We start from the raw sequence: 23,870 nt of genomic DNA, 5'->3' as shown, positions 1-23,870 counted from the left end.
TGCGGCCAATAGCAAAAGTACGATTTGTCCCCCGGTCACGGGCCAGAACTATAGACCCGCGTTCGCGATGATCTCCGCGCTGGTCAGGGCCGTCGACTGCGCCGCGCTCAGCCCCGTCGCCGCCAGGTGCGCCTCGACGATCCGCCGCCCGACCGGATAGCCCGCCATCGCGGGCAGCCCGACGGGCGTGCCGCCGAACCGCGCCGCCGCCGCGTCGCCGAGGACGTAGGCGGCGAAGTTCCCCATCCCCGTCAGCGACAGGTTCGCCACGATCTTCCGGTACGCCCCCTCGTCCGGCGTCCCCGCCCAGTAGCCGGGGGTGCCGCCCAGCTCGGCCGTGAACGCGTCGGCCAGCCCCTCCGACACGATCTGCTCCCCCAGCTGGACCGTCTCCGGGTCCCAGACGACGTTGGCGTACCGCACGTTGTGGTGGAACTCGTGCACCGCGCAGTCGGCGATCGCCCCGACGCTCTCCTCGGTCGGCCAGATCGTGAGATGGATCCAGCCGGGGAAGCCGCCCACGCCGAAGTAGCCGTGGCAGGTCCCGGTCAGATAGGCGTCGTCGGGGTCGCCGAGCACCAGCAGCACGTTCACCGTGTCGGCGACCCGGATGCCCGGCACGGCGGCCTTCTGGTGCTCCCACGCCCGGTGCAGGGCGGCCTCGATCCGGGGCAGCACCCCGTCGAGCCGGTCGAGCGCCGGCAGGTAGCGGGCGTCGTCGCGGTCGGTGCGGAACCCGGACCCCTGGTGGTGGAAGTCGGCGAGCGCGCCGGCGGCCGGCCACGGCATCGCGGCGGCCATCGGTTCGAGCAGGTCGCCGAGCGCCGCGGGCCGTCCGGGCAGCGGGACGGCGAGGATCTCGCGCATCCGGGAGACGGAGTCGATCACGTTGAGTTTCACGCGGCCGACCCTAAGGACTCCCGTTACGTGAGGCTCAAGTCTCAGATGGCGTCGCCGGGGTCGTCCGAGCCGCCGGGCAGCGGCGTCGGGCTGGCCCCCTCGCTCGGGCCCGGCGACGGCGAGGGCTGGGTCGGCTCCGACTGCTCGGGCACCGGCGGCGGGGTCGGCACGAACACCGTCGGCGGCAGCGGCTGCGCCGGGATCGCCTCGTCGTCGCCCCGGAACAGGAACAACCACACCATGACCAGGAGCAGCAGCACCAGCACGGCCAGCACCGCCGAGGCCGCCGCCACCTGGCGCGGCGTCGCCGTCGGCGGCGGAGCGGGCGGAGGCGGCGCGGGCAGCGCCGGATTGCGGTCGCCCAGCCAGTAGGGCACGAAATCGGGGCCGTGCCGGTCGCCGATCAGCATCCCCGACACCATGACCGGCTCCAGGAACTTCTCGGCCCCCGGCCCGCCCGGCACGAACGGCGTCGCCGCCCACGGCGCCTCACCGCCGTCCCACGCCACCACGTAGGGCGTGGCCGGACTCGCGCGGCGGACCCGCGACAGCAGGCCCCGCACCCCCGACCGGGCCGACTCGGCCTCCTTGATGCCGGTCACGAACCGGTCCCTGGCCGCCGCGTCGAGCGCCGCGCCCCGGGTCAGCACGACCACCGACACCGCCCGCCCGTCGGGCGCCTGCCCCAGGTAGACCAGACCCGCCGGGGCCGTCTGCAGACGCGCCTGCAGCACGAACGGACCCAGCCGGGGCGGATCGCCATACTGGAGAGGAGTGGCCACACCCCATCAAAACACACAGGGTGTTTCCGGCGATCGCAACGGGCAGGGTGAGACCATGGTCTTTCCCGCCAAGTCACGATTGAATAACACGCATGATGGTTGCTGATGAAGGGCCGGGCACGTCCGTCGTGCCGGCGAACATGTCCGCAGGTGGCGGCGCCTCGACCGACGCCGACATGGGCGCGCTGCGCGACGCCCTGGCGGAGGTGCGGCGGGTCATCGTGGGGCAGGACCACATGGTCGAACGGCTCCTGGTCGCCCTGCTGGCGCGCGGCCACTGCCTGCTGGAGGGCGTCCCGGGCGTGGCCAAGACGCTGGCCGCCTCGACCCTGGCCACCGTGGTCGGCGGCACGTTCGCGCGCATCCAGTTCACGCCCGACCTGGTTCCCAGCGACATCGTCGGCACCCGCGTCTACCACCCCGGCACCGAACGCTTCGACGTCGAGCTCGGGCCGGTCTTCGTCAACTTCCTGCTCGCCGACGAGATCAACCGCGCCCCGGCCAAGGTGCAGTCGGCCCTGCTGGAGGTGATGGCCGAACGCCAGGTCTCCCTGGCCGGCGTCACCCACCCGCTGCCGCGCCCGTTCGTCGTGCTGGCCACCCAGAACCCGATCGAGTCCGAAGGCGTCTACCCGCTCCCCGAGGTGCAGCGCGACCGGTTCCTGTTCAAGGTCCGCGTCGAGCACCCGACCGCCAACGAGGAGCTGGAGATCCTCCACCGGATGAGCGTCACGCCGCCGACGCCCGACCCGATCCTCGACGCGCCGCGCCTGCTCTCGCTGCAGAAGTCGGCCGAGGCCGTGTCGGTCCACCAGCTGGTGGCCGACTACGTCGTCCGCCTGGTGATGGCCACCCGCGCGCCCGCCGACTACGGGCTGCGCGAACTGGAGGAGACCATCGAGATCGGGGTCAGCCCCCGCGCCACCCTCGGCCTGGTCGCCGCCGGCCGCGCCCTGGCGCTGCTGCGCGGCCGCGACTACCTGCTGCCCGACGACATCCGCGACGTCGCCGTCGACGTCATGTCCCACCGGCTCATGCTCACCTTCGACGCGCTCGCCGACGGCATCGAACCCGAAGACGTCGTACGCCAGATCCTCCACTCCGTGCCGCCGCCGCTGGTCGTCTGGAACCAGGGCCAGCGATGAAGGGCGCCGACTCCGCGCTGCGCAAACTGGAGCTGACCGTCGTGCGCCGCCTCGACGGTCTCCTCCAGGGCGGCCACCTGGGCCTGCTGCCCGGCCCCGGCAGCGAGTTCGGCGACACCCGCGTCTACGTCCCCGGCGAGGACGACACGCGGCGGATGGACTGGAACGTCACCGCCCGCACCACCGTCCCGCACGTCCGCGACCTCATCTCCGACCGCGAACTGGAGACCTGGGCGCTAGTCGACCTGACCGCCAGCATGGACTTCGGCACCGCCGACATGGACAAGCGCACCCTGGTCATCCACGCCGTCGGCGCGCTCGGCTTCCTGTCCAGCCGCGTCGGCGACCGCTTCGGCGCCTACGTCCTGCACGGCGAGGAGGTCCACCGCTACCCGGCCCGGCCCGGCCGCGCCAACCTGTTCGGCCTGCTCCAGTCGCTCACCGACGCCCCCCGCGCGCAGGGCACCAGCAGCCTGGGCGGCGCGATCGAGATGCTCGCCGCCGCCCACCGCCGCCGCGGCATGCGCGTGGTCGTCTCCGACTTCCTCGACGACCCCGGCGACTGGGAACGCCCCATCCGCCGCCTGGCCACCCGCCAGCAGGTGCTCGCCATCGAGGTCATCGACCCGCGCGAGCTCGAACTGCCCGACGTCGGCCGCATCACCCTGCTCGACCCGGAGACCGGCCGCCACCGCGACATCCACCTCACCCGCGCCATCCGCGAACGCTACGCCGAGGCCGCCGCCGAGCAGCGGGAGAACAACCGGGCCGCGCTGCGCCGGGCCGGCGCCGAACACCTCGTCCTGCGCACCGACCGCGACTGGATGACCGACATCGCCCAGTTCGTGCTGCGGCAGCGCCGAACCGCACACCTGATGGCCCGGAGGGCCCGCGCATGATCTTCCTGTCCCCCGCGTGGCTCTGGCTGTTCGCCGCGCTGGTCGCCCTGGCCGCCGGCTACGTGGTCGTCCAGTTCGTCCGCCGCCGCTACGCGGTCCGCTTCACCAACCTGGCCCTGCTGGCCCTGGTCGCGCCCGAGAAGCCCGGCTGGCGCCGCCACCTCACGGCCGGGCTGTTCCTGGCCATGATGAGCCTGCTGGTGCTCGGCGCCGCCCGGCCCGCCGACGAGGTGCGGGTGCCGCGCGACCGCGCCACCATCATGATCGCCGTCGACATCTCGTTGTCGATGGAGGCCGCCGACGTCGCCCCGACCCGCATGGTCGCCGCCCGCCAGGCCGCCGAACGGTTCGTCCAGGACCTGCCCGAGCGCTTCAACGTCGGCGTCGTCTCCTTCGCCCGCTCGGCCGCCGTGGCGATCCCGCCCACCACCGACCACGCCGCCGTGGTCAACACCATCCGCAACCTGACCACGCGGCCCGGCACCGCGATCGGCGAGGCCGTCTTCAACTCTCTCGACGCCATCCGCTCCTTCGACCAGCAGGCCGCCTCCGACCCGCCGCCCGCCGCGATCGTGCTGCTGTCCGACGGCGACAACACCAGCGGCCGGTCGGTCAACGAGGCCGTCGAGGCCGCCGCCGGCGGCAAGGTCCCGGTCTCCACCATCGCCTACGGCACGCCCGAGGGCACCGTGGCCATCGACGGCCGCAGCGTCCAGGTGCCGGTCAACAAGCAGACCCTCCAGTCGCTCGCCGACGGCACCAACGGCCGCGCCTACACCGCCGAGTCGGGCGACGAACTGCGCGAGGTGTACGCCCAGATCGGCACCAGCCTCGGCTATCGCGTCGTCCACCAGGAGATCACCCAGCGGTTCATCATCGGCGCCGTCATCGCCGGGATGCTGGTCGCGGGGTCGGCGCTGGTGCTCGGCACCCGCATCCCCTGAAAGCTCGGGTAACGTTCCACGCCGTGCACTACTTCGACGAACGGCCGCAGGCCGAGAGCCGGCCCGCCACGGTCGCGCTGGTGCTGCCCGACCTGCACCTGCGGCTCGAGACCGACCGGGGCGTCTTCTCCCCCGACCGCGTCGACACCGGCACCAAGATCCTGCTGGAGTCGGTGCCGCCGCCGCCGGCCGCGGGCGACCTGCTCGATCTGGGCTGCGGCTACGGCCCGATCGCGCTCACCATGGCGACCCGGTCGCCGCAGGCGACCGTCTGGGCCGTGGACGTCAACCGCCGGTCACTCGACCTCACCGAGCGCAACGCCGCGGCCGCCCGCCTTGACAAAGTAAGGTGCGTACACGCCGACGAGATGCCCGACGAGGTGAGGTTCGCCGCGATCTGGTCCAACCCGGCCATCCGCATCGGCAAGCCCGCCCTCCACGCCATGCTCACCCGCTGGCTCGACCGGCTCCTCCCCGACGGGGCCGCCTACCTCGTCGTGCAGAAACACCTCGGCTCCGACTCCCTGCAGAAGTGGCTCACCGAGCAGGGCTACGCCGCCACCCGCCACGCCTCCCGCGCCGCCTACCGCATCCTGAAAGTGACGCCTGCCAGATGAGCACCCCGAACCCGCGCCGCCAGCTCCGCCCGACCGACGTCAAGCGGCTCAACCGCACCTGGCGCCGCAACACGGCCGGCCGCCTCGGGATGATCGTCGAATCGGTCACCGGGCCGTTCAACATCGGTTCCATCTTCCGTACGGCCGCCGCCTTCGGCGTCGACGTGGTGTGGCTGGCCGGCAACGCCACCCCGCCGACCAACCCCAAGGCGCAGAAGACCGCCCTGGGCACCGACCGCCTGGTCGAATGGCACGAGCCGGTCCCCGCCGCCCAGGCGGTGCGCGCGGCCAAGGACGACGGGTTCACCGTCGTGGCGATCGAGCTCACCGGCGACGCGCTCCCCCTCCACGAGGCCAAGCTCACCGGCGACGTGTGCCTGGTGGTCGGCAGCGAAGACCACGGCTGCTCCCCCGCCGTCCTGGAGTCGGCCGACGCGGTCGCCTACATCCCGCAGGTGGGCCGCGTCGGCTCCTTCAACGTCGCCGTCGCGGCCGCCATCGCCCTGGCCGAGGCCCGCCGCCAGGAGTGGTCCGCCCTCTAGGACGTGCCGTCAGATCGGGCATGAACCTCGCCTGCCCCGTATCGGCTGGGCGGGCGTAGCGGCTCGATCCGCGCCCATGCGCCAACGGATGCGGCCGGGAGCTAGGCGGGCAGGAGGGCGTGCAGGACCGGGCGGAGCAGTGCGGCCAGTTCCTCCGGGGGGACGTCCCGCAGTTCCTCGATGTCGAGCAGCTGGTGGCCGACGGTCACCCCGAGCATGATCGTGGTCAGCAGGGCGGCGCGCAGCCGGGCGTCGGGTGCGTCGATGCCCGCGGCGAGACGGTCGATCTGCGCGCCCAGCGCCGCCCTGGCCGTCGCGGAGGCGTCGGGGTGGGTGAGCATCGAGCGCATCATCGCCAGCGACTGCTCCGAGAGACCGCCCATCTTCAGCCCGAGGGTGTCGAGCAGGTGGTCGACCAGCCCCTCGGGGCTCTCGGCCCGCTCGTCGGGCGGCGGCGCCTGGACGGCCCGCCGGAAGAGGTCGTCCTTGGTGCCGAAGTGCTGCATGACCAGCGCCGGGTCGACCCCCGCCCTGGCGGCGACGGCCCGGATGGTGGTGCGTTCGAAACCGCGCTCGGCGAACAGCGTGCGTGCCGCGCCCAGGATGCGCTGCTCGCTCCGCTGCCGGCGTTCGGCCCGGGACACTGTCATGCGCCGACTCTACAGGCGTTGACCGAACCCCGTTTTTCGCTCTACGGTTGTTGAGCGAACCCATCCGAGGAGGCCCCGTGTCCATCGTCCGGATCGTCGAGAGATTCCACGCCGCCATGCGCGACAAGTCGGCCGACGACCTCGCCGACCTCTACGCCGAAGACGGCGTGCACGAGTTCCCGTTCCGCCTGCCGGGCATGCCGGAGCGCTACACCGGCCGCGAGGAGATCCGGGCCGGATACGGCCTGAGCTGGGGGTCCTCCCCCGCCGAGGTCGTGCGCGTCCGGCGCGTCTCCCTGCACCAGGGCGGCGACCCGGACGTCGTCGTCGTGGAACACGAGGTGGACGTCACGGTGCACGGCAGGCCGCACACCGTCCCCGGTCTCCTGGTGATCCGCGCCCGCGACGGCCGGATCGTGCACACCCGCGACTACATGGACGCGACGGCCGTGGGCGCCCTGCGCTCGTGACCTAGCAGTCGCAGGAGCAGTCGCAGCACTTGCCGCAGCCCGAGCACCACTCGCAGCACCCCGAGCAGATCTCGCAGCCGCCGCAGTCGAAGCGTTCGGTGCACGACTTGTCGCGGTCCTCGTCCCACGGCGGGCGGTAGAGGCCGCAGGTGCAGCAGGCCGCCGACGTGCACAGCAACGAGGTCAGGCCGCCGGGGTCGCGCTTGAGGCGGCGGTCCTTCCTCGACGCCTCAGCCTCGGCGAAGGTGCGGCCGACGGCGCGGCCGGTCTCCCTGACGAGCAGGGCCCTGACCAGGCCGCGCCGTTCGAGGTCGAGGTCGGCGACGGCCAGGCCCAGCCCGGCGACCGCCTCGTCGCAGTGCCGGCGGGCGGTCGCGAGGTCGGTGCCGGAGGCGGCCAGCGGGTTGTAGGCGCCCTGCTCCCGGTCCTCGTCCAGGTCCTCGACGGCGTCGAGGAGGTGGGCCAGCCGGCCGAAGTAGCGGCCCAGCTCCTCCAGGGTCTCCCGGTTGCCCGGTTTCCCGGCGAGCACCGCCGTGTGGCCGAACGCCGCCGCGACGGCCTCCTCGGTCGGGGCGGTCAGCTGGAGGAGCGAGGGGGCCGGGAGGCGTTCGAGCCGTGCCTGCTCTTGGACGGCCACCAGCAGCGGCCCCGGATCGAAGGCCAGCGCCCCGGCCGTGGCCGTGCCCGCCCGCGACCAGCGGCCGGCCAGTCTCGTGCCGCCCGCGGCGACCAGACGGCGGTCGAAGGGGCCGTCGCCGTCTTCGATGTGGTCCCTGAGCTTGCCCGAAGCCAGGATCAGGGACACGGCGGCGGCCAGCCGGACGCCCTCCGCCTGCGCGATGTCGGCGCCCTTGAACCCGCGCAGGGGGCAGGGGGCGGCGCGGCGGCGCCGGGTCCGTTCCGACTGGGCCTCGGTCAGGACCGAGACCAGCAGGCCGTCGTAGTTGGTGACCAGGCGGGCGGCGTGGCCGTGCTCGTCGCGGAGGGCCACGCACAGGCCGCACAGGTGGGCCGTCCACTCGGCGAAGAGGCCGCCGCACAGGTTGTGCTTGCAGGGGCGAACAATCCCGAACAAGGTGATCCTTTCCAGAAATTTCTGGATCAGCTTGGCAGGGATCACTTGCACGCCGCTTGGAGAGTTCAGGTCGCCGGTTTCCGGGTCGCGCCGGCGACGAGCAGCGCCACCCCTTGGAGGGCGACGACCAGCAGCAGGGCCCGCAGCACCGAGGTGTGGTCGCCGATCCAGCCGATCAGCGGCGGGCCGGTGAAGGCGGCCAGCTTGCCGATGGTGGACACGACGGTCACGCGGGCGGCGGCGTACCGGGGGTCGTCGGCTCCGGCGCTCATGGCGACGGGGTAGCCGAACGCGATGCCCACCCCCCACAACGCCGCCCCGAAAAGGGCGACCGGCAGGGTCGGGCCGAAGACGAACAGCAGCAGGCCCGTGATGGTGGTCGCGCCGAGCACACGCAGCGTCGTGACCCGGCCGTACCGGTCGATCAGTCCCGCGCCCCACCAGCGCACCATCGTCATCGCGGCCAGGAAGACGGCGAAGCCGATCGTGCCCACGGCCGCGGGCGCGCCGTGGCCGTCGATCAGGGCGACCGCGAGCCAGTCGTGGGCCGCGCCTTCGCCGAAGGCGAAGGCCAGCACGTACACGCCGATGAGGAGGGTTCTCGGCTCCCGCCACGCGCGGACCGCGCGGGACCCCGGCTCGGGGACGTGGCGGACGTCGGGCAGGTAACCGCGGGCGGCGAGCGGCACGGCCACGGCCACGAGGACGGCGACGGCCGTCAGGTGGAGCACCACCGGCACCCGCAGGGCGACCATGGCGGCGCCCAGCGCGGCGGCCGCGACGGTCCCGGCCGCGAAGGCGGCGTGGAACCGGGGCATCACCGAACGTCCCAGGGCCCGTTCCACCTCGGCTCCCTGGACGTTCATCGCCACGTCCCACACGGCGGTGCCGAACCCGACGACGAGCAGCCCGGCCACCAGCACCGCCAGGCCGGTCACGTCGCCGAGCCCGATGACCACGAGCCCGGCGGCGGCCAGCACGCCCGTGACGGCGACCGCGCGCCGCTGGCCGAGCCGGTTGACGATGGCCCCCGACAGCGGCCGGGACAGCAGCGCCCCGGCGGCGGCGCCGAGCAGCACCCAGCCGAGCATGGCCGGGTCGAGCTGCAGATGGTCGCGCAGCTGCGGGATGCGGGTCACCCAGCTCGCCAGCAGGAGCCCGCAGGCGGCGAAGACGATGTTCGTCGCCCTGACGGCGACCGCGACGGGCATGTCAGCAGAGCGCCGCGGCCGGGTCGGTGCTCCGGCGGGTGACGAGCCCGACCGGGAAACCGCTCAGCCAGCCGGGGGCCAGGTCGCCGTCGAGCAGGGCGCGGGTCGCCGTGGCCGCCATCTCCTCCACCGGCAGCCGCATCGTGCTCAGCGGCGGGTTTGAGCAGATCGCCGCGATGCTGTCGTCGAAGCCGACCACGGCGACGTCGTCGGGGATGCGCCGCCCGGCCGCCGTGAGCGCCTGCACCGCCCCGGCGGCCATCAGATCGCTGGCGACGAACAGGCCGTCGAGGTCGGGGTGCAGGGCGAGGAGCCGGGCCGCCGCCCGGTAGCCGCCCTCGCGGGTGAACTCCCCCCGGTCGGCGAGGTCGGGCAGGCCGGCGTCGGCGACGAGGCCGAGGTGGCCGGCGCGGCGGCTGGTCGCGCACGCGTTGACGGCGGGCCCGTGGATCGCCGCGATCCGGCGGCGGCCGATCCGGTGCAGGTGCGCCAGCGCGGTGTACGCCCCGGCGGTGTTCTCCGAGGCCACCAGCGGCACCGGCGGCGCGGGGGTGTTGAGCGAGACCACCTGCGGGCACAGCCGCCGGAATCGCTCGGCCAGGTCGGGGGTGACGTTGACGAGCACCGCCCCGACCGTCGTCTCCCGCGCCACCGAATCGACGGTCGCGGCGGCCCGGTCGAGGGGGGTCACGTGGACGCGCAGGTGGACGTCGGTGCCGTCGAGCGCCGTCGTCATCCCGGCGATGACCCGGCCGAAGTAGGGGTGCCCGCCGATGGCGACGAGGTCGGGGTCGTAGTTGACCACCAGGAGGTCGACGGCCGTCCGGCGGCCGGAGGCCAGCGCGCGGGCGGCCGGGTCGGGCCGGTAGCCGAGCTCCCCGGCCGCGCGGGCGACCCGGGCCCGCGTCGCCGTGGACGCGCCGGGCAGGTTGTTCATCGCGCGCGAGGCCGTGGCGCGCGACACGCCGGCCTCGCGGGCCACGTCCTCGATGGTGGGTCTGCGGTGCCGCATGCTCCCGGACTATAGGAGCGAGAGCGCTCTCTCTTCCAGAGCGGATCCGGGCCGGTTCCGGAGGTTCGCCACATTCGTCCCGATCATCGAGCTCTCCGGGGTCCCCTACCCGTTATGTCTATCGGTTTGGTAGGATATAGTCCGGTTCGTGACGATCACTACCGCTCCCGCAGGGGTCTCGCTGCGCGGCGTCGGCCGGGCATTCGGCGACCATGTCGTGCTGCGCGACATCGACCTGGAGATCGCTCCCGGCGAAGTGACCGCCCTGCTCGGCGCCTCCGGGTGCGGCAAGTCCACGCTGCTCCGCATGATCGGCGGGCTCGACCTCGCCACCTCCGGGAGCGTGCGGGTCGACGGGCACGACGTCACCGGGATCGACCCTCGCTGCGCCGTCGTGTTCCAGGAGCCCCGGCTGCTCCCCTGGCGAACCCTCGCGGGCAACGTCGCCCTCGGGCTGCCCCGCGACCTGCCCCGGAACCGGCGTGACGCCGAGAGCCGCCAGTGGCTGGCCGAGGTCGAGCTGCACGGGTTCGCCGGCCACCGGCCCCGCCAGGTGTCGGGCGGCATGGCGCAGCGCACGGCGCTGGCCCGCGCGCTGGCGCGGCGGCCCGGCGTGCTGCTGCTCGACGAGCCGTTCGCGGCCCTCGACGCGCTGACGCGGCTGCGCATGCAGGACCTCGTCGAGGACGTGCAGCGGCGGTCGGGCACCACCGTCGTCCTCGTCACCCACGACGTCGACGAGGCGTTGAAGCTGGCCGACCGGGTCGTGCTCCTGGGCGGCGCTCCCACCGGAGTGAGCGTCGTCCTGGACGTGCCGGGAGACCGGCCCCGGGACCATCATCAGCCGGAACTGGCCGCGCTGAGGTCCGAACTGCTGGCAGGCCTCGGCGTGCCGCGACGTACCCCCCTGGAAAGAGAGACCCACGCACGATGAGCAGACTCCGGATCACGCTGACCCTCGCCCTGGCCGCGACGCTCGCCACCGCCTGCGTCAGCGGTGAGGACGCGACGGGCGCGCCCGCCGCGGAGGGCGCGGGCGGGCAGCAGACCGAACTGCGGCTCGACTACGCCTACTACAACCCCTCCAGCCTGGTCATCCGCGAGCAGAAGTGGCTGGAGACCGAGCTGGCCGCCAAGAACGTCAAGGTCACCTGGACGTTGTCGGCGGGCTCCAACAAGGCCAACGAGAACCTGCGCGCCAACGTGATCGACCTCGGCTCGACGGCGGGCGCCGCCGCGTTCCAGGCCCGGTCGAACGGCACGCCCATCAAGGCCGTCGGCATCTTCAGCCAGCCCGAGTGGGCGGCGGTCGTGGTGGCGAAGGACTCGGGGATCGCCGACGTCGCGGGGCTGAAGGGCAAGAAGGTCGCGGCCACCAAGGGCACCGACCCCTACTTCTTCCTCCTCCAGTCGCTGCACGAGGCCGGCCTCGCCGCCACCGACGTCGAGGTGGTCAACCTCCAGCACGCCGACGGCAAGACCGCGCTGGAGCGCGGCGACGTCGACGCGTGGGCCGGGCTCGACCCGCTGATGGCGCAGAGCCAGCTCGACGCGGGGTCCAAGCTCATCTACCGCAACCCGGGCTTCAACTCCTACGGCTTCCTCAACGCCCGCGAGGCGTTCATCACCGAGCACCCCGATCTCGTCCAGGCGACGATCAACGCCTACGAGAAAGCCCGCGACTGGATCCAGAAGAACCCCGACGCGGCCGTCGCGCTGCTGTCGAAGGAGTCGAAGGTGTCGCCCGAGGTCGCCAAGCTGGTGCTGACCGAGCGCACCAACCTGACCGTCAGCCCGGTGCCCGGCGCCGACCAGCGCGCGGTGCTGGAGCGCATCCTCCCGACGCTCGTCGAGGAGAAGCAGGTCAAGACCGAGCAGGACGCGCGGACCGCTCTGGACACCCTGCTGGAGCCGAAGTTCGCCGAGGCGGCGGCCAAGCCGTGACGCTGATCGAGGCGACCGGCGCCGACGAGGAGACGGCCAAGCCGGTCAGGAAACGCGCCGCCGGGCGGAACTGGCGCCTGGCGGCGGCCGGTCTGGTGCTGCCGGTCGTGGTGCTGGTGGTCTGGCAGGTCACCGCGGCGAGCGGGCTCTACTCGTCCGCCCAGCTCCCGTCACCGCTCTCGGTCCTGGACGCGCTGGGCGAGCTGGCCGGCGACGGCTCGTTGTGGACGCACATCGCGATCAGCGTGCAGCGGGTGGTCGCCGGGTTCGCGGCCGGGGCCGGCGCCGGGTTCCTGCTGGGCGCGGTCGTCGGGCTCTCGGCCCGTGCGCGGGCGTTCGTCGCCCCGAGCATCGCGGCGCTGCGGGCGGTGCCGTCGCTCGCGTGGGTGCCGCTGCTGCTGCTGTGGTTCGGCATCGGCGAGGGGCCGAAGATCACGCTGGTGGCGATCGGGAGCTTCTTCCCCGTCTACACCACGGTCTCGGCCGCCCTCGCCCACGCCGACGCCCACCTCGTGGAGGTCGGCCGCGCCTACGGCCTGCGGGGCGGCGAGCTGCTGGGCCGCATCATGCTGCCCAGCGTCGCCCCGGCGATCTTCTCAGGACTGCGGCTCGCGCTGGCCCAGGGCTGGTTGTTCCTGGTCGCGGCCGAGCTGATCGCCTCGTCGATGGGCCTGGGCTTCCTGCTCACCGACAGCCAGAACACCGGCCGGACCGACATCCTGCTGATGGCCATCGTGCTGCTCGCCACCCTCGGCAAGGTGTGCGACGTGCTCCTCGGGCTGGTCGAGAGGCGCGTCCTGCGCTTCCACAAGTGACAGGTAGGAGCTGAGCCGCGCCGCCGCGTGCAGCGTGGCCAGCCCCCTGCCGGTGAGGCGGCGCCGCCAGTCGTCCAGGGCGCGGGCGAGCGACCCGGCGCCGCCCGCCGTGCGGACCTGCCGCACCACCGTCGCGATGCGCGTCAGCGGGTGGCCGCCGCGCCGGAGCAGGTGGGCGAGTTCGGCGTCGCGGACGTCGTCGGCGCGGAAGACCCGGTATCCGGTGGCCGGGTCGCGGGCCGGGTCGAGGATCCCGGCCTCCTCCCATTTCCGCAGCGTGGCCGGGGTGACCGCGAGCCGGCGCGCGAGCGCGCCGATGCCGCGCGCGCCGGGCCGCGCCGGTCCCTCCGTCAGGTGGTGGACGGCTCCGCGCACCGCGTCGAGCGTCTCCCGGTCGCGGATCAGCTGGGCGTGGCCCGCGTCGATCAGGGCCAGCGCGTCGTCGAGCCGGTCGTCGTGGACGGCGTTCATGATCTGCACCGCCGCCGCGTGCCCGTACGCCGGGACCAGCCCCAGGAAGGCGCGCAGCGCCGCCGCGTGGACCTCGGTGTAGACGCGGTAGCCGCTCGGGGTGCGCGCGGCGGGCGGGAGGCAGCCCGCCTGTTCGTAGTTGCGCACCGCCTGGGGGGAGATGCCGTGTTCGCGGGCCAGGTCGGCGGGACGCATGGTTGAAACTTCAGCCCCTTCGTCCAGCGGAAACACCGCGAAAGTCGCCACGGAGCCTTCAATGTTACGCTTGCGGCACATGAGTCAGGACATCGGTGACTTCGTCCCTCCGTCATGTGAACTGCTGGGCCTCGGCGAGCCGACCCACGGCGAGCCCGCCTTCGGGTGGGTGCGCAACGACCTGTTCCTCGACCGGCTGACCGGCCTCGGCTTCCGCTCGATCGCCCTGGAGATCGACCGGGTCGCGGCGCTGGCCGTCGACGACTACGTCCAGGGCGGGCCCGGCTCGCTCGACGACGTCATGCGCGACGGCTTCTCCCACGACTGGGGCGCGTTCGCGCCCAACCGCGCCCTGGTCACCCGGCTGCGCGAGCACAACGCCACCCGGCCCCCGCAGGAGCGGCTGACCTTCCACGGCTTCGACGCCCCCACCGAGAACACCACCGCGCCCAGCCCGCGCGCCTACCTCGAACACGCCCGCGACCACCTGGGCCTCGACCTCGACCTGGCCGGGCTGCTGGGCGACGACGAACGCTGGCACCACACCGACGCCATCATGGACGCGGCCCGCTCGCCCGGCGCGACCCCGGAGGCCGAGAAGGCGCGGGTGCTCGCCGACGACATGCTCGCCCGGCTGCACGAGAGGGCGCCGCAGACCCCGCGCGCGACCTGGTTGCGGGTCAGGACCCACCTGACGGCGGGCATCGCCCTGCTCCGCTACCACCGGCAGGCGGCGATCCCGCTCGACCAGGGCGCGCGCATCGGCCTGCTGCTGGCCACCCGCGACGGCATCATGGCCGAGAACCTCTTCGCCATCCGCGACGCCGAGTCCCGCCGGGGCCGCACCCTGGTCTTCTCCCACAACCTCCACCTGAAGAAGACCCCGAGCTCCTGGCAACTGGGCGGGCACTCCACGACCTGGCACGGCGCCGGCGAGATCGTGGCGTCGCTGTGGGGAGACCGGTACGCCTTCATCGCCTCCTCCCTGGGCCGCAGCGCGGCCCTCGGCCTGGGCGACCCGGCGGCGGGCACCTACGAGGCCGAGCTGGGCGGCCGGTTCGCCACGTGGGGGCTGACCACCACGATGCCCTCAGGGGTCACCCGCACCGACACCACCCCGCCGATGGGCTACTTCCCGCTGGCCGCCGACACCCTCGACGGCGCCGACGCCCTCCTGCACGTCGCCGACGGAACGGCTTTGGGAGGATAGCCCCGGAGAACCACCCCAAAGGAGCAGATAGTGCACATCGTGCGGTTCATCGGCCCGGTCACCGGCCGTCCTGCCATCGGTCTCGACGACGGCGTCCACCTCACGGAGATCGACGGGACGATCGGCGAACTGCTCGGGCTGACCGTGGAGGAGCTGCGCGACCGGTGCGCCGCCGCCGACGGCCCCCGCCACGACCGGTCGTCGGTACGCCTGCTCCCGCCGCTCGACGACCGCATGGAGGTGTGGGCGGCCGGGGTGACCTACGAGCGCTCCAAGGCGGCCCGCATGGTCGAGAGCGAGAAGGCGGCCGACGTCTACGACCTCGTCTACGACGCCGACCGCCCCGAGTTGTTCTTCAAGTCGGCGGCCTGGCGGGCGACCGGCCACGGCGGCCACGTCTCGGTGCGGGCCGACTCGGAGATCGACGTACCGGAACCGGAACTGGGCCTGGTCGTCAACCGGCACGGCGAGATCGCCGGATACACCGTGGTGAACGACATGAGCTCGCGCACGATCGAGGGCGAGAACCCGCTGTACCTCCCGCAGGCCAAGATCTATCTGGGCGGCTGCGCCACCGGCCCGGCGATCCGGCCGTCGTGGGAGGTGCCCGACCCGTACACGCTCGGCATCGAACTGACGATCACCCGCGACGGCGAGCGTGCCTGGCACGGCGAGGCGAGCACGGGCCAGTTGCACCGCCGGCTCGACGACCTGGCCGGCTACCTGTTCCGCGAGGACGTCTTCCCCGACGGGGTGATCCTGGCGACCGGCACCTGCCTGGTGCCCGAGTTGCCGTTCACGCTGCGCGCGGGCGACGAGATCACCATCACGATCTCCGAGGTCGGCACCCTCACCAGCACGGTCGTCGCCGGGAAGGCGAACATGCCAGGCTTCTGAACCGACGAGAGGAGAGCACGATGACGGAGCCCTGGGGCGGCCGGCTGTGGCAGGCCGCCGACCTCTACACCCCGATGGCCCTGCGGGTCGCGGCCACGCTGCGGGTCGCCGACGAGATCACGGCCGGGGTCACGACCGGGCCGGCGCTGGCCGACCGGCTCGGGGTCGCCGAAGACCCGCTCGTGCGCGTCCTCGACCACCTGGTCACGGCCGGTTTCCTGAGCCGCGAGCAGGGTTCCTACACGCTGACCGACGACGGGCAGTGGCTGCGCGACGACCACCCCGAGCGGGTCCGGAGCATGCTCGACCTGACGGGCGCCATCGGCCGCGCCGACCTGTGCGCGACGGAGCTGCTCCACACGGTCCGCACCGGCGAGGCCGCCTTCCCCCGGCGGTTCGGCCGCGGCTTCTGGGAGGACCTCGCCGCCCAGCCCGACCTGGCCGCCTCGTTCGACGCGGCCATGGGCGCGCGGGAGGTCGGCGAGGTCGCCGCGGCCTACGACTGGGCCGCGAACGCGACGTCGGCCAGCTGACCGGCCTGGCCCGAGGGGCGGGGCTGAGGAGGGGCGCGGTCATCCCGCTGGGCGACCGGCAGATCGTGGAGTTCCTGCCCGTATGACATCCGTCATGCCGTCCGGGCTGATCGGCGGCACTACAGGCGGCCGGGCCCTCGCGGCGAGGCTGGGCGCATGCTGGAACTCACCGGACTGACGAAGAAGTACGGCGCCCTCACCGCGCTCGACGGCGTGAGCCTGCGCGTCGGCGAGGGCGAGAAGGTCGCCCTGCTCGGCCCCAACGGGGCCGGGAAGACCACGTTGTTGTCGATCGCGCTCGGGCTGCTCGCCCCCGACTCGGGCGCCGCCCGGCTGCTCGGTCGCCCGCCCCGCGAGGCGCTGGCCGCCGGGCGCGTCGGGGTGCTGCTGCAGGACGCCGGGCTGCCCGACGACGTCCGGGTCGGCGACCTGGTGGCGGCGGTGGCCGGGATGTATCCCACGCCGTCGATCCTGGCCGACCCCGAGCTCGAAGCGCTGGCCGGACGCCGTGTGGCGGGGTTGTCGGGCGGGCAGCGGCAGCTCGTGCGGTTCGCCCTCGCGCTGGCGGGCGACCCCCGGCTGCTGATCCTCGACGAGCCCACGGTCGGGCTCGACGTCGACGCGCGCCGGGCGTTGTGGCGGCGGGTCCGCGACCGCACGGTCGTGTTCGCCACCCACTACCTGGCCGAGGCCGACGACCACGCCGACCGGGTGGTGCTGCTGGCGGGCGGCCGGGTCGTCGCCGACGGGCCGGTCGAGGAGATCAAGGCGCTGGTCGGGGGCACGGAGGTCCGGCTCACCCTCGATACGATGGACGAACCCGGCCTGCGGGCCCTGCCCGGCGTCCACGACGTCGTGGTCGAGGGGGCGACCGCCGTGCTGCGGACCGGCGACTCCGACGCGACGCTCCGCGCCTTGTTCGCCGGGTTCGGCGACGCGCGGAACGTGCGCACGTCGGGGGCCGACCTGGAGAGCGCGTTCGTCAGCCTGACCGGGAAGGGGGCCTGATGCGGTCCTTCCTGCGGTTCGAGGTGCGGCGCGCCCTGTCCAGCCCGGTCAACCTGGTCTTCCTGGCCGGCTTCCCGGTGCTGCTCTACCTCCTGTGGACCAAGCTGCTCGACCTGGCCTCGGGGCCGGTGTCGATGGTGTCGATGGCGACGTACGGCGCGATGGGCGGCGCGTTGTTCATCGGCGGGGCCATCGCGCTGGAGCGGTCGGGCGGCTGGTTGCGGCAGCTGGCCGTCACGCCGCTGCCCGCCCACGGCTACATCGTGGCCAAGCTGGCAGGCGGCATGCTGGCCGTGCTGCCGAGCGTGGTGATCGTGCTGGCCGCCGGGGCGCTGCTGGGCGGCGTGCGGCTGCCCCCCGCGACCTGGCTGGCGCTGCCGCCGCTGATCTGGGCCGGGGTGGTGCCGTTCGCGGCGCTGGGGGTGGCGTTCGGCTACTCGCTGAAGGGCCAGTCGGCCAACATCGCCATGATGGTCGTCTACTTCGTGACGGCGGTGCTCGGCGGGTTGTGGTTGCCGGTGTCGCGCATGCCCGAGGGGCTGCGCACGCTCGCGGAGTACAGCCCGGCCTATCAGGCGGGGTCGCTGGGCTGGCGGGCGCTCGACGGGCTGCCGCCGACCGCGACGTCGGTGCTGGTGCTCGCGGGGTGGACGGCGCTGTTCGTGCTGCTCGGGGTGTGGCGGTACCGGAGCGCCGGGTGGAGGTGAGCCGCGGGGCGCTGACCGTCGCGCGGCTGGCCTCCCAGGTGTGGCTGCTCGTGCTGGTCTGGCCGCTGTGGGTGGCGTTCCAGACGCGCGGGCCCGCCGAGCTCGTCCTCGTCATGGCTCTGGTCTGCGTGTTCGCCCTCTGCTGGGGGCGGGTCATGTGGCGGGTCATGGGCGTCGGCGGGCCCGCCCCGTGGAGCGTCGTGGTGCTGCTGGTCGCGGCGGGGGCGCTCTGCCCGCTGCTGGGGGCGCCGTGGGCGTACACCGCGTTCGTGCTCGTCATCTCCGTGCTGGGCACGCTGCGCCCGCTGTTGTTCGCGGCCGGGTTCGTGGTGACGCTGGGGGCGACCGTCGCGACGCTGGCCGCGTCCGGTGAGGGGTTCGTGTGGTGGGTGCCGCTGGCGATGACGCTGGAGGCGGGGGCGGTGCGGGCGCTCGTCCACATGCGGGAGCTGATCATGCGGCTCAGCCGGGCCACGGCCGAGAGCGAGCGGCTCGCGGTGGAGAACGAGCGGCTGCGGTTCGCCCGCGACCTGCACGACATCCTCGGCCACACGCTGACCTCGATCACCATCCGCAGCCAGCTCGCCGCCCGGCTGGCCGCGACCGACCCGGCGCGGGCCGCCGAGGAGATGGGCGGGGTCGAGCGCACCGCCCGCCAGGCCCTCGACGACGTGCGCGACGCGGTCGCCGGATACCGCGCGGTGTCGCTGGCGGAGGAGCTGGCCAACGCGCGGGCGGCGCTCGACCTGGCCGGGATCGGGCTGACCGTCACGGGCGCGGGCCCCGTCCCGCCCGGGTCCGAGTCGCTGCTCGCCTGGGTCGTCCGGGAGGCGGTGACCAACGTGCTGCGGCACAGCGGGGCCACCCGGTGCTGGATCACCCTCGGCGAGCGGTCGCTGGAGGTCTCCGACGACGGCCGGGCCGGCCCGGGGGCGGGGCCCGGCACCGGGCTGCTGGGCCTGGCCGAGCGGGTCGAGGCGGCCGGTGGCACCCTGGAGGCCGGCGCCCGCGAGGAGGGCGGCTACCGGCTGCGGGTGGAGGTGCCGTGATCCGCGTGCTCATCGCCGACGACCAGGACCTCGTGCGGGGCGGCCTGGCCGCGCTGCTCGGCCTCGAACCCGACATCGAGGTGGTGGCCGAGGTGGCCCGGGGCGACGAGGTGCTCGCCTCGGTGGCCGCGCACCGGCCCGACGTGGTGCTGCTCGACATCGAGATGCCGGGCCTGACGGGCCTGGAGGTCGCCGAGCGGCTCACCGGCGTGCGGGTGGTCGTGGTGACCACGTTCGGCCGTCCCGGCTACCTGCGCCGCGCGCTCGACGCCGGGGTGGCCGGGTTCGTGGTGAAGGACGCGCCCGCCGCCGAGCTGGCCGACGCCGTCCGGCGGGTGATGGCGGGCGAGCGGGTGGTCGACCCGAAGCTCGCGGTGACGGCGCTGACGGTGGGGGCGAGCCCGCTGACCGTACGCGAGTGCGACGTGCTGCGCGCGGCCGACGGCGGGGCGAGCGTCGCCGACATCGCCCGCTCGTTGTTCCTCACCGAGGGCACGGTGCGCAACTACCTGTCGTCGGCCATCGGCAAGACGGGGGCCCGCAACCGGGCCGAGGCGGTCGGCACGGCCCGGTCGCGCGGCTGGCTCTGAGACCTGGCCTATACCGGGCCTATACGCGGGTGCCCGATGCTGGGAAGTGCCTCCGCCCGGCGTTCCCACCGCCGGGCGGAGGCACTCGGTCAGTCGTCGTCGGTGACGACCAGGCGGGCGAAGCCGTCGCCGATGGTGGCGCCGGCCGAGACGCCGGCCACGACCTGGTACGACTGCGCGGCCGCCGCCTTCACCGTGTTGCCGGCGACGGGCACGGTGAACGTCGCGCCCGTCTGCCCCGCCGGGATGGTGAGCGAGGCCGCCAGCGAGGTGATCACCGGGTTGGTGCCGGCCTGGATGGCCTGCACCGACACCGTCACCGGCCGGTCGGAGACCCGCGACAGCGTCACGGGGATCGTCGCCGTGCCCGCCGCGTTCCCCTCGGCCACGGTCACGTCGCCGACCGACACCTGCGGCAGCGCGGCGATGGTCTCCTCGCCGACGCGGTAGCGGGTGAACGACAGGTCGGCCAGGTAGACGCCGCCGGTCGGCGAGGCGCCGGTCAGCGACACCTCCTTGACGTCCTTCTTGTCGATGCCGCTGAGCCCCGACAGCGGCAGGCGGACCGCCCGCAACCACGTCTTCGGCAGCGGCGAGGCCAGGCCCGGCAGCGCCTCCAGCGCGGTGCTCAGCGAGGAGACCGGCACGGTGACGCTGCGGTCGCGGCCGTCGACCAGGGTGAGGGAGAGGTCGAGCGGCTGGGCCGCCGGGACGTTCTCGTCGCGGGCCACCCGGAAGGTCAGGTACTCGGCCTTGGAGACGTTCCGCTCGGGCAGCGTGACGGTCAGCTTCCCGGTGGTGTCGGTCCAGGCGAACCGCATCAGCGAGGTCGCCGCCGCGTTCGGCAGGTACGTCGCGGGGGTCCACGACGGCGCCTGCGAGGTGGTCAGCTTCGTCGCGCACGACGGCAGCCCGCTCTGCGGGGAGCGGTCGAGCATGCTGGCGCAGACGACGCCGGTCGCGCCGCCGGAGACCGTGGAGATGGTCGACCCGGCGAAGGTGTCGACGTCGATCCGGCTGGCGGCCGGGGCCTGGGCGACCGAGTAGACGACGGCGCGGCCGGTCGAGGCGACCGTCTTGTTGCTGCCGTCGAACAGCGGCAGCAACGCCGTCTCCTGGCCCTGGACGAGCCGGAAGAAGCCGGCCATCAGGGCGGTGCCGACGGCGTACTGCTCACTCGCCGACAGGCGGGAGGGGGCCCGGTTGCCGCAGACGGGGTCGTTGTTGTTCGACCAGTCGTCGGAGGCGGGGGCGGTGGCGACGCCGGGCGTCCACTCGGTGTTGAAGAAGTTGTGGTCGGTGCCCATGACCATCTGGACCGAGCGGAAGGCGGTGTCGCCGGGGACGGCGTACAGGGAGTCGTCGTAGAAGTGCTGGCCCTGCTGGTTCGACACGTCGCCGTCGCAGTACGGCAGGATCGTCAGCGTCGGGATGCCGGGCAGCGAGGCCCGCGCGAAGTCGGTCGGCGCGAGCGGCAGCACGGCGCGGATGCCGTACGGCTTGGCCCGTCCGGCGTTCATCAGCACCGCCTTCGCGACGCCCTCGCCGCCGCGCGAGTGGCCCATCAGCCCGACGTTGTCGAGGTCGACGCGGCCCTTGAACAGGGAGACCAGCTGGGCGTCGCCCTTGCCCTTCTCGGCCTCGTTGATCAGGTCGAGGTGCCGCATGACGACCTCGCCGCGCGCCAGCGCGCCCCGGTCCTCGGAGAAGTTGGCGTCGAAGGCGTTGACCGCGTTGGCGCTGACCGACACCACGATGTAGCCGTGGCTGGCCAGGGCGTCGGCCGGGCCCTTGTAGCCGGAGTAGCTGTCGATGGGGATCTGCGGCGCGGGGCACGGCCAGGCGTTGTTGCTGGTGCGCCGGGTCACGGCGTCGTAGCAGGCGGAGTGCCGTCCGTGCAGGAACAGCACCAGCGGACGCCGGCCGGCCGCGCCCGTGGGCGCGTAGACGCGCGCCTTCAGTTCGCCGAGCCGCCCGCCGAGCCCTTCCAGGGCGATGGCCTGCGCGCCCAGGTCGTAGTCGGTCTCGGTGACCGGGAACGGTCCCGGCACGGCCGGGTCGGTCGGGATGGTCGTCGGCTGCGGGTCGGCCGGCGGGGTGTAGATCGCCCGCGACCTGACCTGCGCCGCCGACTCGGTGACGCCGTTCCAGGCGACCTCGACCCGCTGCGCCCCGGCGGCGCGCGGATCGTCGGTGAGCAGGGTCAGGGTGTGACCGTCGGCGCTCTCGGTGGCGTATCCGAGTGATTCTCCGTCGACCGCCAGCTCGGGGGCGGCGTTCCGGACGGGCAGGGGTTCGTCCAGCGTCAACGTCACCCGGTATCCGCCGTCGACCTCGACGACCGACCAGGTGTCTGCGGCGGCGGGAAGGGGCAGGGCGAGAAGCCCTGTCACCACCGCCAGGATCGCGGTGGCCCTTAAAAGCCTCATGGCATTCCTCTCGTGCATTTACGTCCCGCAAGCCACACAAAGCTCACGAAACAGCACGAGTTAAACTTTCAACTATTGTCCCGGCATTAACTTCCGTTGCAGGGGCGTAAACGATCTACCTCATCGCGAGGTTTGATCAGGTGAGAAGACACAGCTCAGCGCCCGCCGGATGTCGTCGGCGAACGGCCGGTTGGCGGCCGGGGTCAGCCAGTGCCGCCCGGCGACCCTGATCGCGGCGACCACCGCCGCCGCCGTGACCTCGGGACGCAGGCCGCTCTCCCCGGTCCGCTCGGCGATCGCCTCGGCGAGCGAGCTCTCCCCCACGGTGAAGGCGCGCAGCGCCTCGCCCTCCAGCTCGGGGGTCAGCATGATCATCCGCAGCCCGGCCCGGTCGGGCTCGGGGTCGGTGAACAGCCCGACCATCGCCTCGGTGATCGCCACGTCGAGCGGCTCGCCGGCGGGCCGGGCGCGCAGCGCGTCGCCCGCGCGCCGCGACTGGTCGGCCTGCCCGCCGCAGATGGCCTCTTCCCTGCTGGAGAAGTAGTTGTTGTACGTCCGGGGCGACACCCCGGCCGCCGAGGCGATGTCGTTGACCCGCACGAGGGCCAGCCCGCTGGGGCCCTGTTCGACGGCCAGGCGCAGCGCCGCGGCGGTGATCGCCTCGCGGGTGGCCTGCCGGTTGCGGGCCCTCAGGTCGGTCATGCAGGCAGCATATTCACGCGTCCATGCGCCCGTAGACCTCGGCGAGGGCGGCGAAGGACGCCTTCGGCTCCCACCTGGCCCCGCCGTCGAGCACCTTCACCACCCCCGGGCTCGCGACGTCGAAGGCGCCCGGCAGGTCCCACCGCGCGAAGGTGTACCAGAACGCCGCGTCGACCCCTTCGTCGTCGAGGATCGCCAGCACCTCGCGCAGGTAGCGGGCCTGCTCCTCCTCGTCCCTGACGACCTCCCGCGTCAGCCGGGCGGCCGGGCCGCGCTCGCTCCACTCGACCACGGCGTCGCCGCGCTCCCCCGCGTCGGCCGCGCCCCGGTAGGTCACGCAGCCGAACTCGTTGACCGAGAAGGGCTTGCCCAGCTCCCTCGCCTGCGCGACCAGCGCCCGGACCGACTCGCGGTAGGTCGCGGCGGTGGCCGCCGACCGGTAGCCCGCGTCGGTGGCGACGACGTCGAAGATCGTCCAGTCGACCTTCTCGAACGGCAACGACGAGTAGGTGACGCGGCCCCCGAACCGCTCGCGCACCACCGCGACCGCCTCGGCGAGGAAGGCGTTGACCTTGTCCGGCACGAGCGCGACGCCCTCACCCAGCCGGGGCACCCGCTCGCGCAGCGTCTCCCCCGGCAGGAAGCCGTCGGTCATCAGGCCGATCTCCGAGCCGGTGACCATGACCACCTCGGCGCCGCCCTGCCGCAGCCGCTCGGCGTGCGCGGCGCAGTCGGCGAGCACCGCGAGCAGCTCGCCGGTGGTGACGTCGCAGGTGAACGGGGACAACCAGACCTCCAGCCCCGCCTCGGCCGCGGCGGTGGCGGCGATTGTCAGCCGGTCGGCGTACTGCCCGGTGATCCGGACCGCCGTGCAGCGCAGGTCGTCGCGGATGACCCGCATGTCGCGGGCGACCGCGGCGGGGTCGAAGGGTTCGTGAGTGCTGTGCCCGGCCCTGCGGGCGTGGAGGTCGGCGAAGCCGGTGTCGTAGTTGATGCCTCGGGTCTTCATGTCCCACATGTTTGCGTGTCACGCACTATTTGCGCAACACGCAATCAGGGTGATCTCTGCCATC

Annotated in this window: 25 protein-coding genes and 1 pseudogene; 16 read left to right on the top strand and 10 right to left on the bottom strand. The window is 73.4% G+C overall.

The features are described from left to right. Positions 1–48 precede the first annotated feature (48 nt). Complete coding sequence (locus AW274_RS23950; RefSeq protein WP_062436481.1) at positions 49–900, bottom strand: DUF2268 domain-containing putative Zn-dependent protease; 852 nt, start codon at positions 898–900, stop codon at positions 49–51. 41 nt (positions 901–941) lie between these two features. Further along, a complete protein-coding gene (locus AW274_RS23945) occupies positions 942–1,634 on the bottom strand; it encodes a hypothetical protein (RefSeq protein ID WP_157520688.1) in 693 nt (230 codons plus the stop codon). A 188-nt stretch (positions 1,635–1,822) separates the two neighbouring features. On the opposite strand from AW274_RS23945, the gene AW274_RS23940 reads away from it, so the two are divergent. The 5 genes from AW274_RS23940 to AW274_RS23920 are packed head-to-tail and all read left to right on the top strand — an operon-like array spanning position 1,823 to position 5,829. After that, positions 1,823–2,827, top strand: a complete 1,005-nt coding sequence (locus AW274_RS23940; protein ID WP_062437891.1) for an AAA family ATPase — start codon at positions 1,823–1,825, stop codon at positions 2,825–2,827. After that, positions 2,824–3,726, top strand: coding sequence for a DUF58 domain-containing protein (locus AW274_RS23935; protein ID WP_062436477.1), 903 nt, complete (start codon positions 2,824–2,826; stop codon positions 3,724–3,726). The genes AW274_RS23940 and AW274_RS23935 overlap by 4 nt, the downstream gene beginning before the upstream one ends. Then, positions 3,723–4,670 (top strand): VWA domain-containing protein, encoded by a 948-nt coding sequence (locus AW274_RS23930; protein ID WP_062436475.1) that lies wholly within the window; start codon positions 3,723–3,725, stop codon positions 4,668–4,670. Before AW274_RS23935 ends, AW274_RS23930 begins: the two co-directional genes overlap by 4 nt. A 23-nt stretch (positions 4,671–4,693) precedes the next feature. Further along, positions 4,694–5,287: a class I SAM-dependent methyltransferase gene (locus AW274_RS23925; protein ID WP_232320316.1), complete on the top strand. Its 594-nt coding sequence runs from the start codon at positions 4,694–4,696 to the stop codon at positions 5,285–5,287. Then, a complete protein-coding gene (locus AW274_RS23920) occupies positions 5,284–5,829 on the top strand; it encodes a TrmH family RNA methyltransferase (RefSeq protein ID WP_062436473.1) in 546 nt (181 codons plus the stop codon). Before AW274_RS23925 ends, AW274_RS23920 begins: the two co-directional genes overlap by 4 nt. Before the next feature lie 101 nt (positions 5,830–5,930). Here AW274_RS23920 and AW274_RS23915 read toward each other — a convergent pair whose 3' ends face one another. Further along, complete coding sequence (locus tag AW274_RS23915; RefSeq protein ID WP_062436471.1) at positions 5,931–6,479, bottom strand: TetR/AcrR family transcriptional regulator; 549 nt, start codon at positions 6,477–6,479, stop codon at positions 5,931–5,933. Between the two features lie 77 nt (positions 6,480–6,556). Here AW274_RS23915 and AW274_RS23910 point away from each other — a divergent pair, with 77 nt between their 5' ends. Then, entirely contained in the window at positions 6,557–6,949 is a 393-nt protein-coding gene (locus AW274_RS23910; RefSeq protein WP_198169378.1) for a nuclear transport factor 2 family protein, read from the top strand. Position 6,950: 1 nt separating this feature from the next. Here AW274_RS23910 and AW274_RS23905 read toward each other — a convergent pair whose 3' ends face one another. The 3 genes from AW274_RS23905 to AW274_RS23895 form a co-directional block, all read right to left on the bottom strand. Then, a complete protein-coding gene (locus tag AW274_RS23905) occupies positions 6,951–8,024 on the bottom strand; it encodes a DUF5685 family protein (protein WP_062437886.1) in 1,074 nt (357 codons plus the stop codon). Between the two features lie 65 nt (positions 8,025–8,089). Then, positions 8,090–9,235, bottom strand: a complete 1,146-nt coding sequence (locus AW274_RS23900; protein ID WP_062436467.1) for an MFS transporter — start codon at positions 9,233–9,235, stop codon at positions 8,090–8,092. 1 nt (position 9,236) lies between these two features. Next, entirely contained in the window at positions 9,237–10,247 is a 1,011-nt protein-coding gene (locus AW274_RS23895; protein WP_062436465.1) for a LacI family DNA-binding transcriptional regulator, read from the bottom strand. A gap of 148 nt (positions 10,248–10,395) precedes the next feature. On the opposite strand from AW274_RS23895, the gene AW274_RS23890 reads away from it, so the two are divergent. From AW274_RS23890 to AW274_RS42120, 3 genes are read left to right on the top strand one after another with little or no spacing between them, the layout of a single operon-like run. Then, the gene (locus AW274_RS23890) at positions 10,396–11,181 is read left to right on the top strand and encodes an ABC transporter ATP-binding protein (RefSeq protein ID WP_062436463.1); all 786 of its coding nucleotides are present in this window, start codon (positions 10,396–10,398) and stop codon (positions 11,179–11,181) included. Then, positions 11,178–12,191, top strand: coding sequence for an aliphatic sulfonate ABC transporter substrate-binding protein (locus tag AW274_RS23885; protein WP_062436461.1), 1,014 nt, complete (start codon positions 11,178–11,180; stop codon positions 12,189–12,191). The genes AW274_RS23890 and AW274_RS23885 overlap by 4 nt, the downstream gene beginning before the upstream one ends. Beyond that, positions 12,188–13,006, top strand: a complete 819-nt coding sequence (locus AW274_RS42120; RefSeq protein WP_232320315.1) for an ABC transporter permease — start codon at positions 12,188–12,190, stop codon at positions 13,004–13,006. Before AW274_RS23885 ends, AW274_RS42120 begins: the two co-directional genes overlap by 4 nt. Positions 13,007–13,135: 129 nt before the next feature. On the opposite strand, the pseudogene AW274_RS39450 reads toward AW274_RS42120, so the two are convergent. Continuing rightward, positions 13,136–13,672, bottom strand: a pseudogene (locus AW274_RS39450) (MerR family DNA-binding transcriptional regulator); the annotation flags it as partial. Positions 13,673–13,751: 79 nt separating this feature from the next. Between AW274_RS39450 and AW274_RS23875 the strand changes: the two are divergent. From AW274_RS23875 to AW274_RS23845, 7 genes are all read left to right on the top strand, one after another. Then, the gene (locus AW274_RS23875) at positions 13,752–14,882 is read left to right on the top strand and encodes an erythromycin esterase family protein (protein WP_062436459.1); all 1,131 of its coding nucleotides are present in this window, start codon (positions 13,752–13,754) and stop codon (positions 14,880–14,882) included. Between the two features lie 30 nt (positions 14,883–14,912). Then, positions 14,913–15,779 carry a fumarylacetoacetate hydrolase family protein gene (locus tag AW274_RS23870; protein WP_157520686.1) on the top strand — a complete coding sequence of 289 codons (867 nt, stop codon included), beginning with the start codon at positions 14,913–14,915 and terminating at the stop codon, positions 15,777–15,779. A gap of 20 nt (positions 15,780–15,799) precedes the next feature. Further along, a complete protein-coding gene (locus AW274_RS23865; RefSeq protein ID WP_062436456.1) occupies positions 15,800–16,312 on the top strand; it encodes a methyltransferase family protein in 513 nt (170 codons plus the stop codon). Positions 16,313–16,468: 156 nt separating this feature from the next. Continuing rightward, positions 16,469–17,320, top strand: coding sequence for an ABC transporter ATP-binding protein (locus AW274_RS23860; RefSeq protein ID WP_062436454.1), 852 nt, complete (start codon positions 16,469–16,471; stop codon positions 17,318–17,320). Then, complete coding sequence (locus AW274_RS23855) at positions 17,320–18,027, top strand: ABC transporter permease (protein WP_062436452.1); 708 nt, start codon at positions 17,320–17,322, stop codon at positions 18,025–18,027. Before AW274_RS23860 ends, AW274_RS23855 begins: the two co-directional genes overlap by 1 nt. Further along, on the top strand, positions 18,018–19,076 hold the full coding sequence (locus tag AW274_RS23850; RefSeq protein WP_062436450.1) for a sensor histidine kinase: 1,059 nt from the start codon (positions 18,018–18,020) through the stop codon (positions 19,074–19,076). The genes AW274_RS23855 and AW274_RS23850 overlap by 10 nt, the downstream gene beginning before the upstream one ends. Then, positions 19,073–19,666 (top strand): response regulator transcription factor, encoded by a 594-nt coding sequence (locus AW274_RS23845; RefSeq protein WP_062436448.1) that lies wholly within the window; start codon positions 19,073–19,075, stop codon positions 19,664–19,666. The genes AW274_RS23850 and AW274_RS23845 overlap by 4 nt, the downstream gene beginning before the upstream one ends. A gap of 89 nt (positions 19,667–19,755) precedes the next feature. Here the strand turns inward: AW274_RS23845 and AW274_RS23840 are convergent, their stop codons facing one another. The 3 genes from AW274_RS23840 to AW274_RS23830 all read right to left on the bottom strand — a co-directional run bounded on the left by AW274_RS23840 (position 19,756) and on the right by AW274_RS23830 (position 23,806). Then, on the bottom strand, positions 19,756–22,095 hold the full coding sequence (locus tag AW274_RS23840; protein WP_157520685.1) for an alpha/beta hydrolase: 2,340 nt from the start codon (positions 22,093–22,095) through the stop codon (positions 19,756–19,758). A 120-nt stretch (positions 22,096–22,215) separates the two neighbouring features. Further along, complete coding sequence (locus AW274_RS23835) at positions 22,216–22,797, bottom strand: TetR/AcrR family transcriptional regulator (protein WP_062436444.1); 582 nt, start codon at positions 22,795–22,797, stop codon at positions 22,216–22,218. 13 nt (positions 22,798–22,810) lie between these two features. After that, entirely contained in the window at positions 22,811–23,806 is a 996-nt protein-coding gene (locus tag AW274_RS23830) for a glycoside hydrolase family 113 protein (protein ID WP_062437881.1), read from the bottom strand. Positions 23,807–23,870 lie beyond the last annotated feature (64 nt).

The sequence above is a fragment of the Herbidospora daliensis genome, assembly GCF_001570585.1.
GTDB lineage: Bacteria > Actinomycetota > Actinomycetes > Streptosporangiales > Streptosporangiaceae > Herbidospora > Herbidospora daliensis.
Note: the sequence above shows the minus strand (reverse complement) of the source record. Positions and strands in the feature narration are given on the sequence as shown.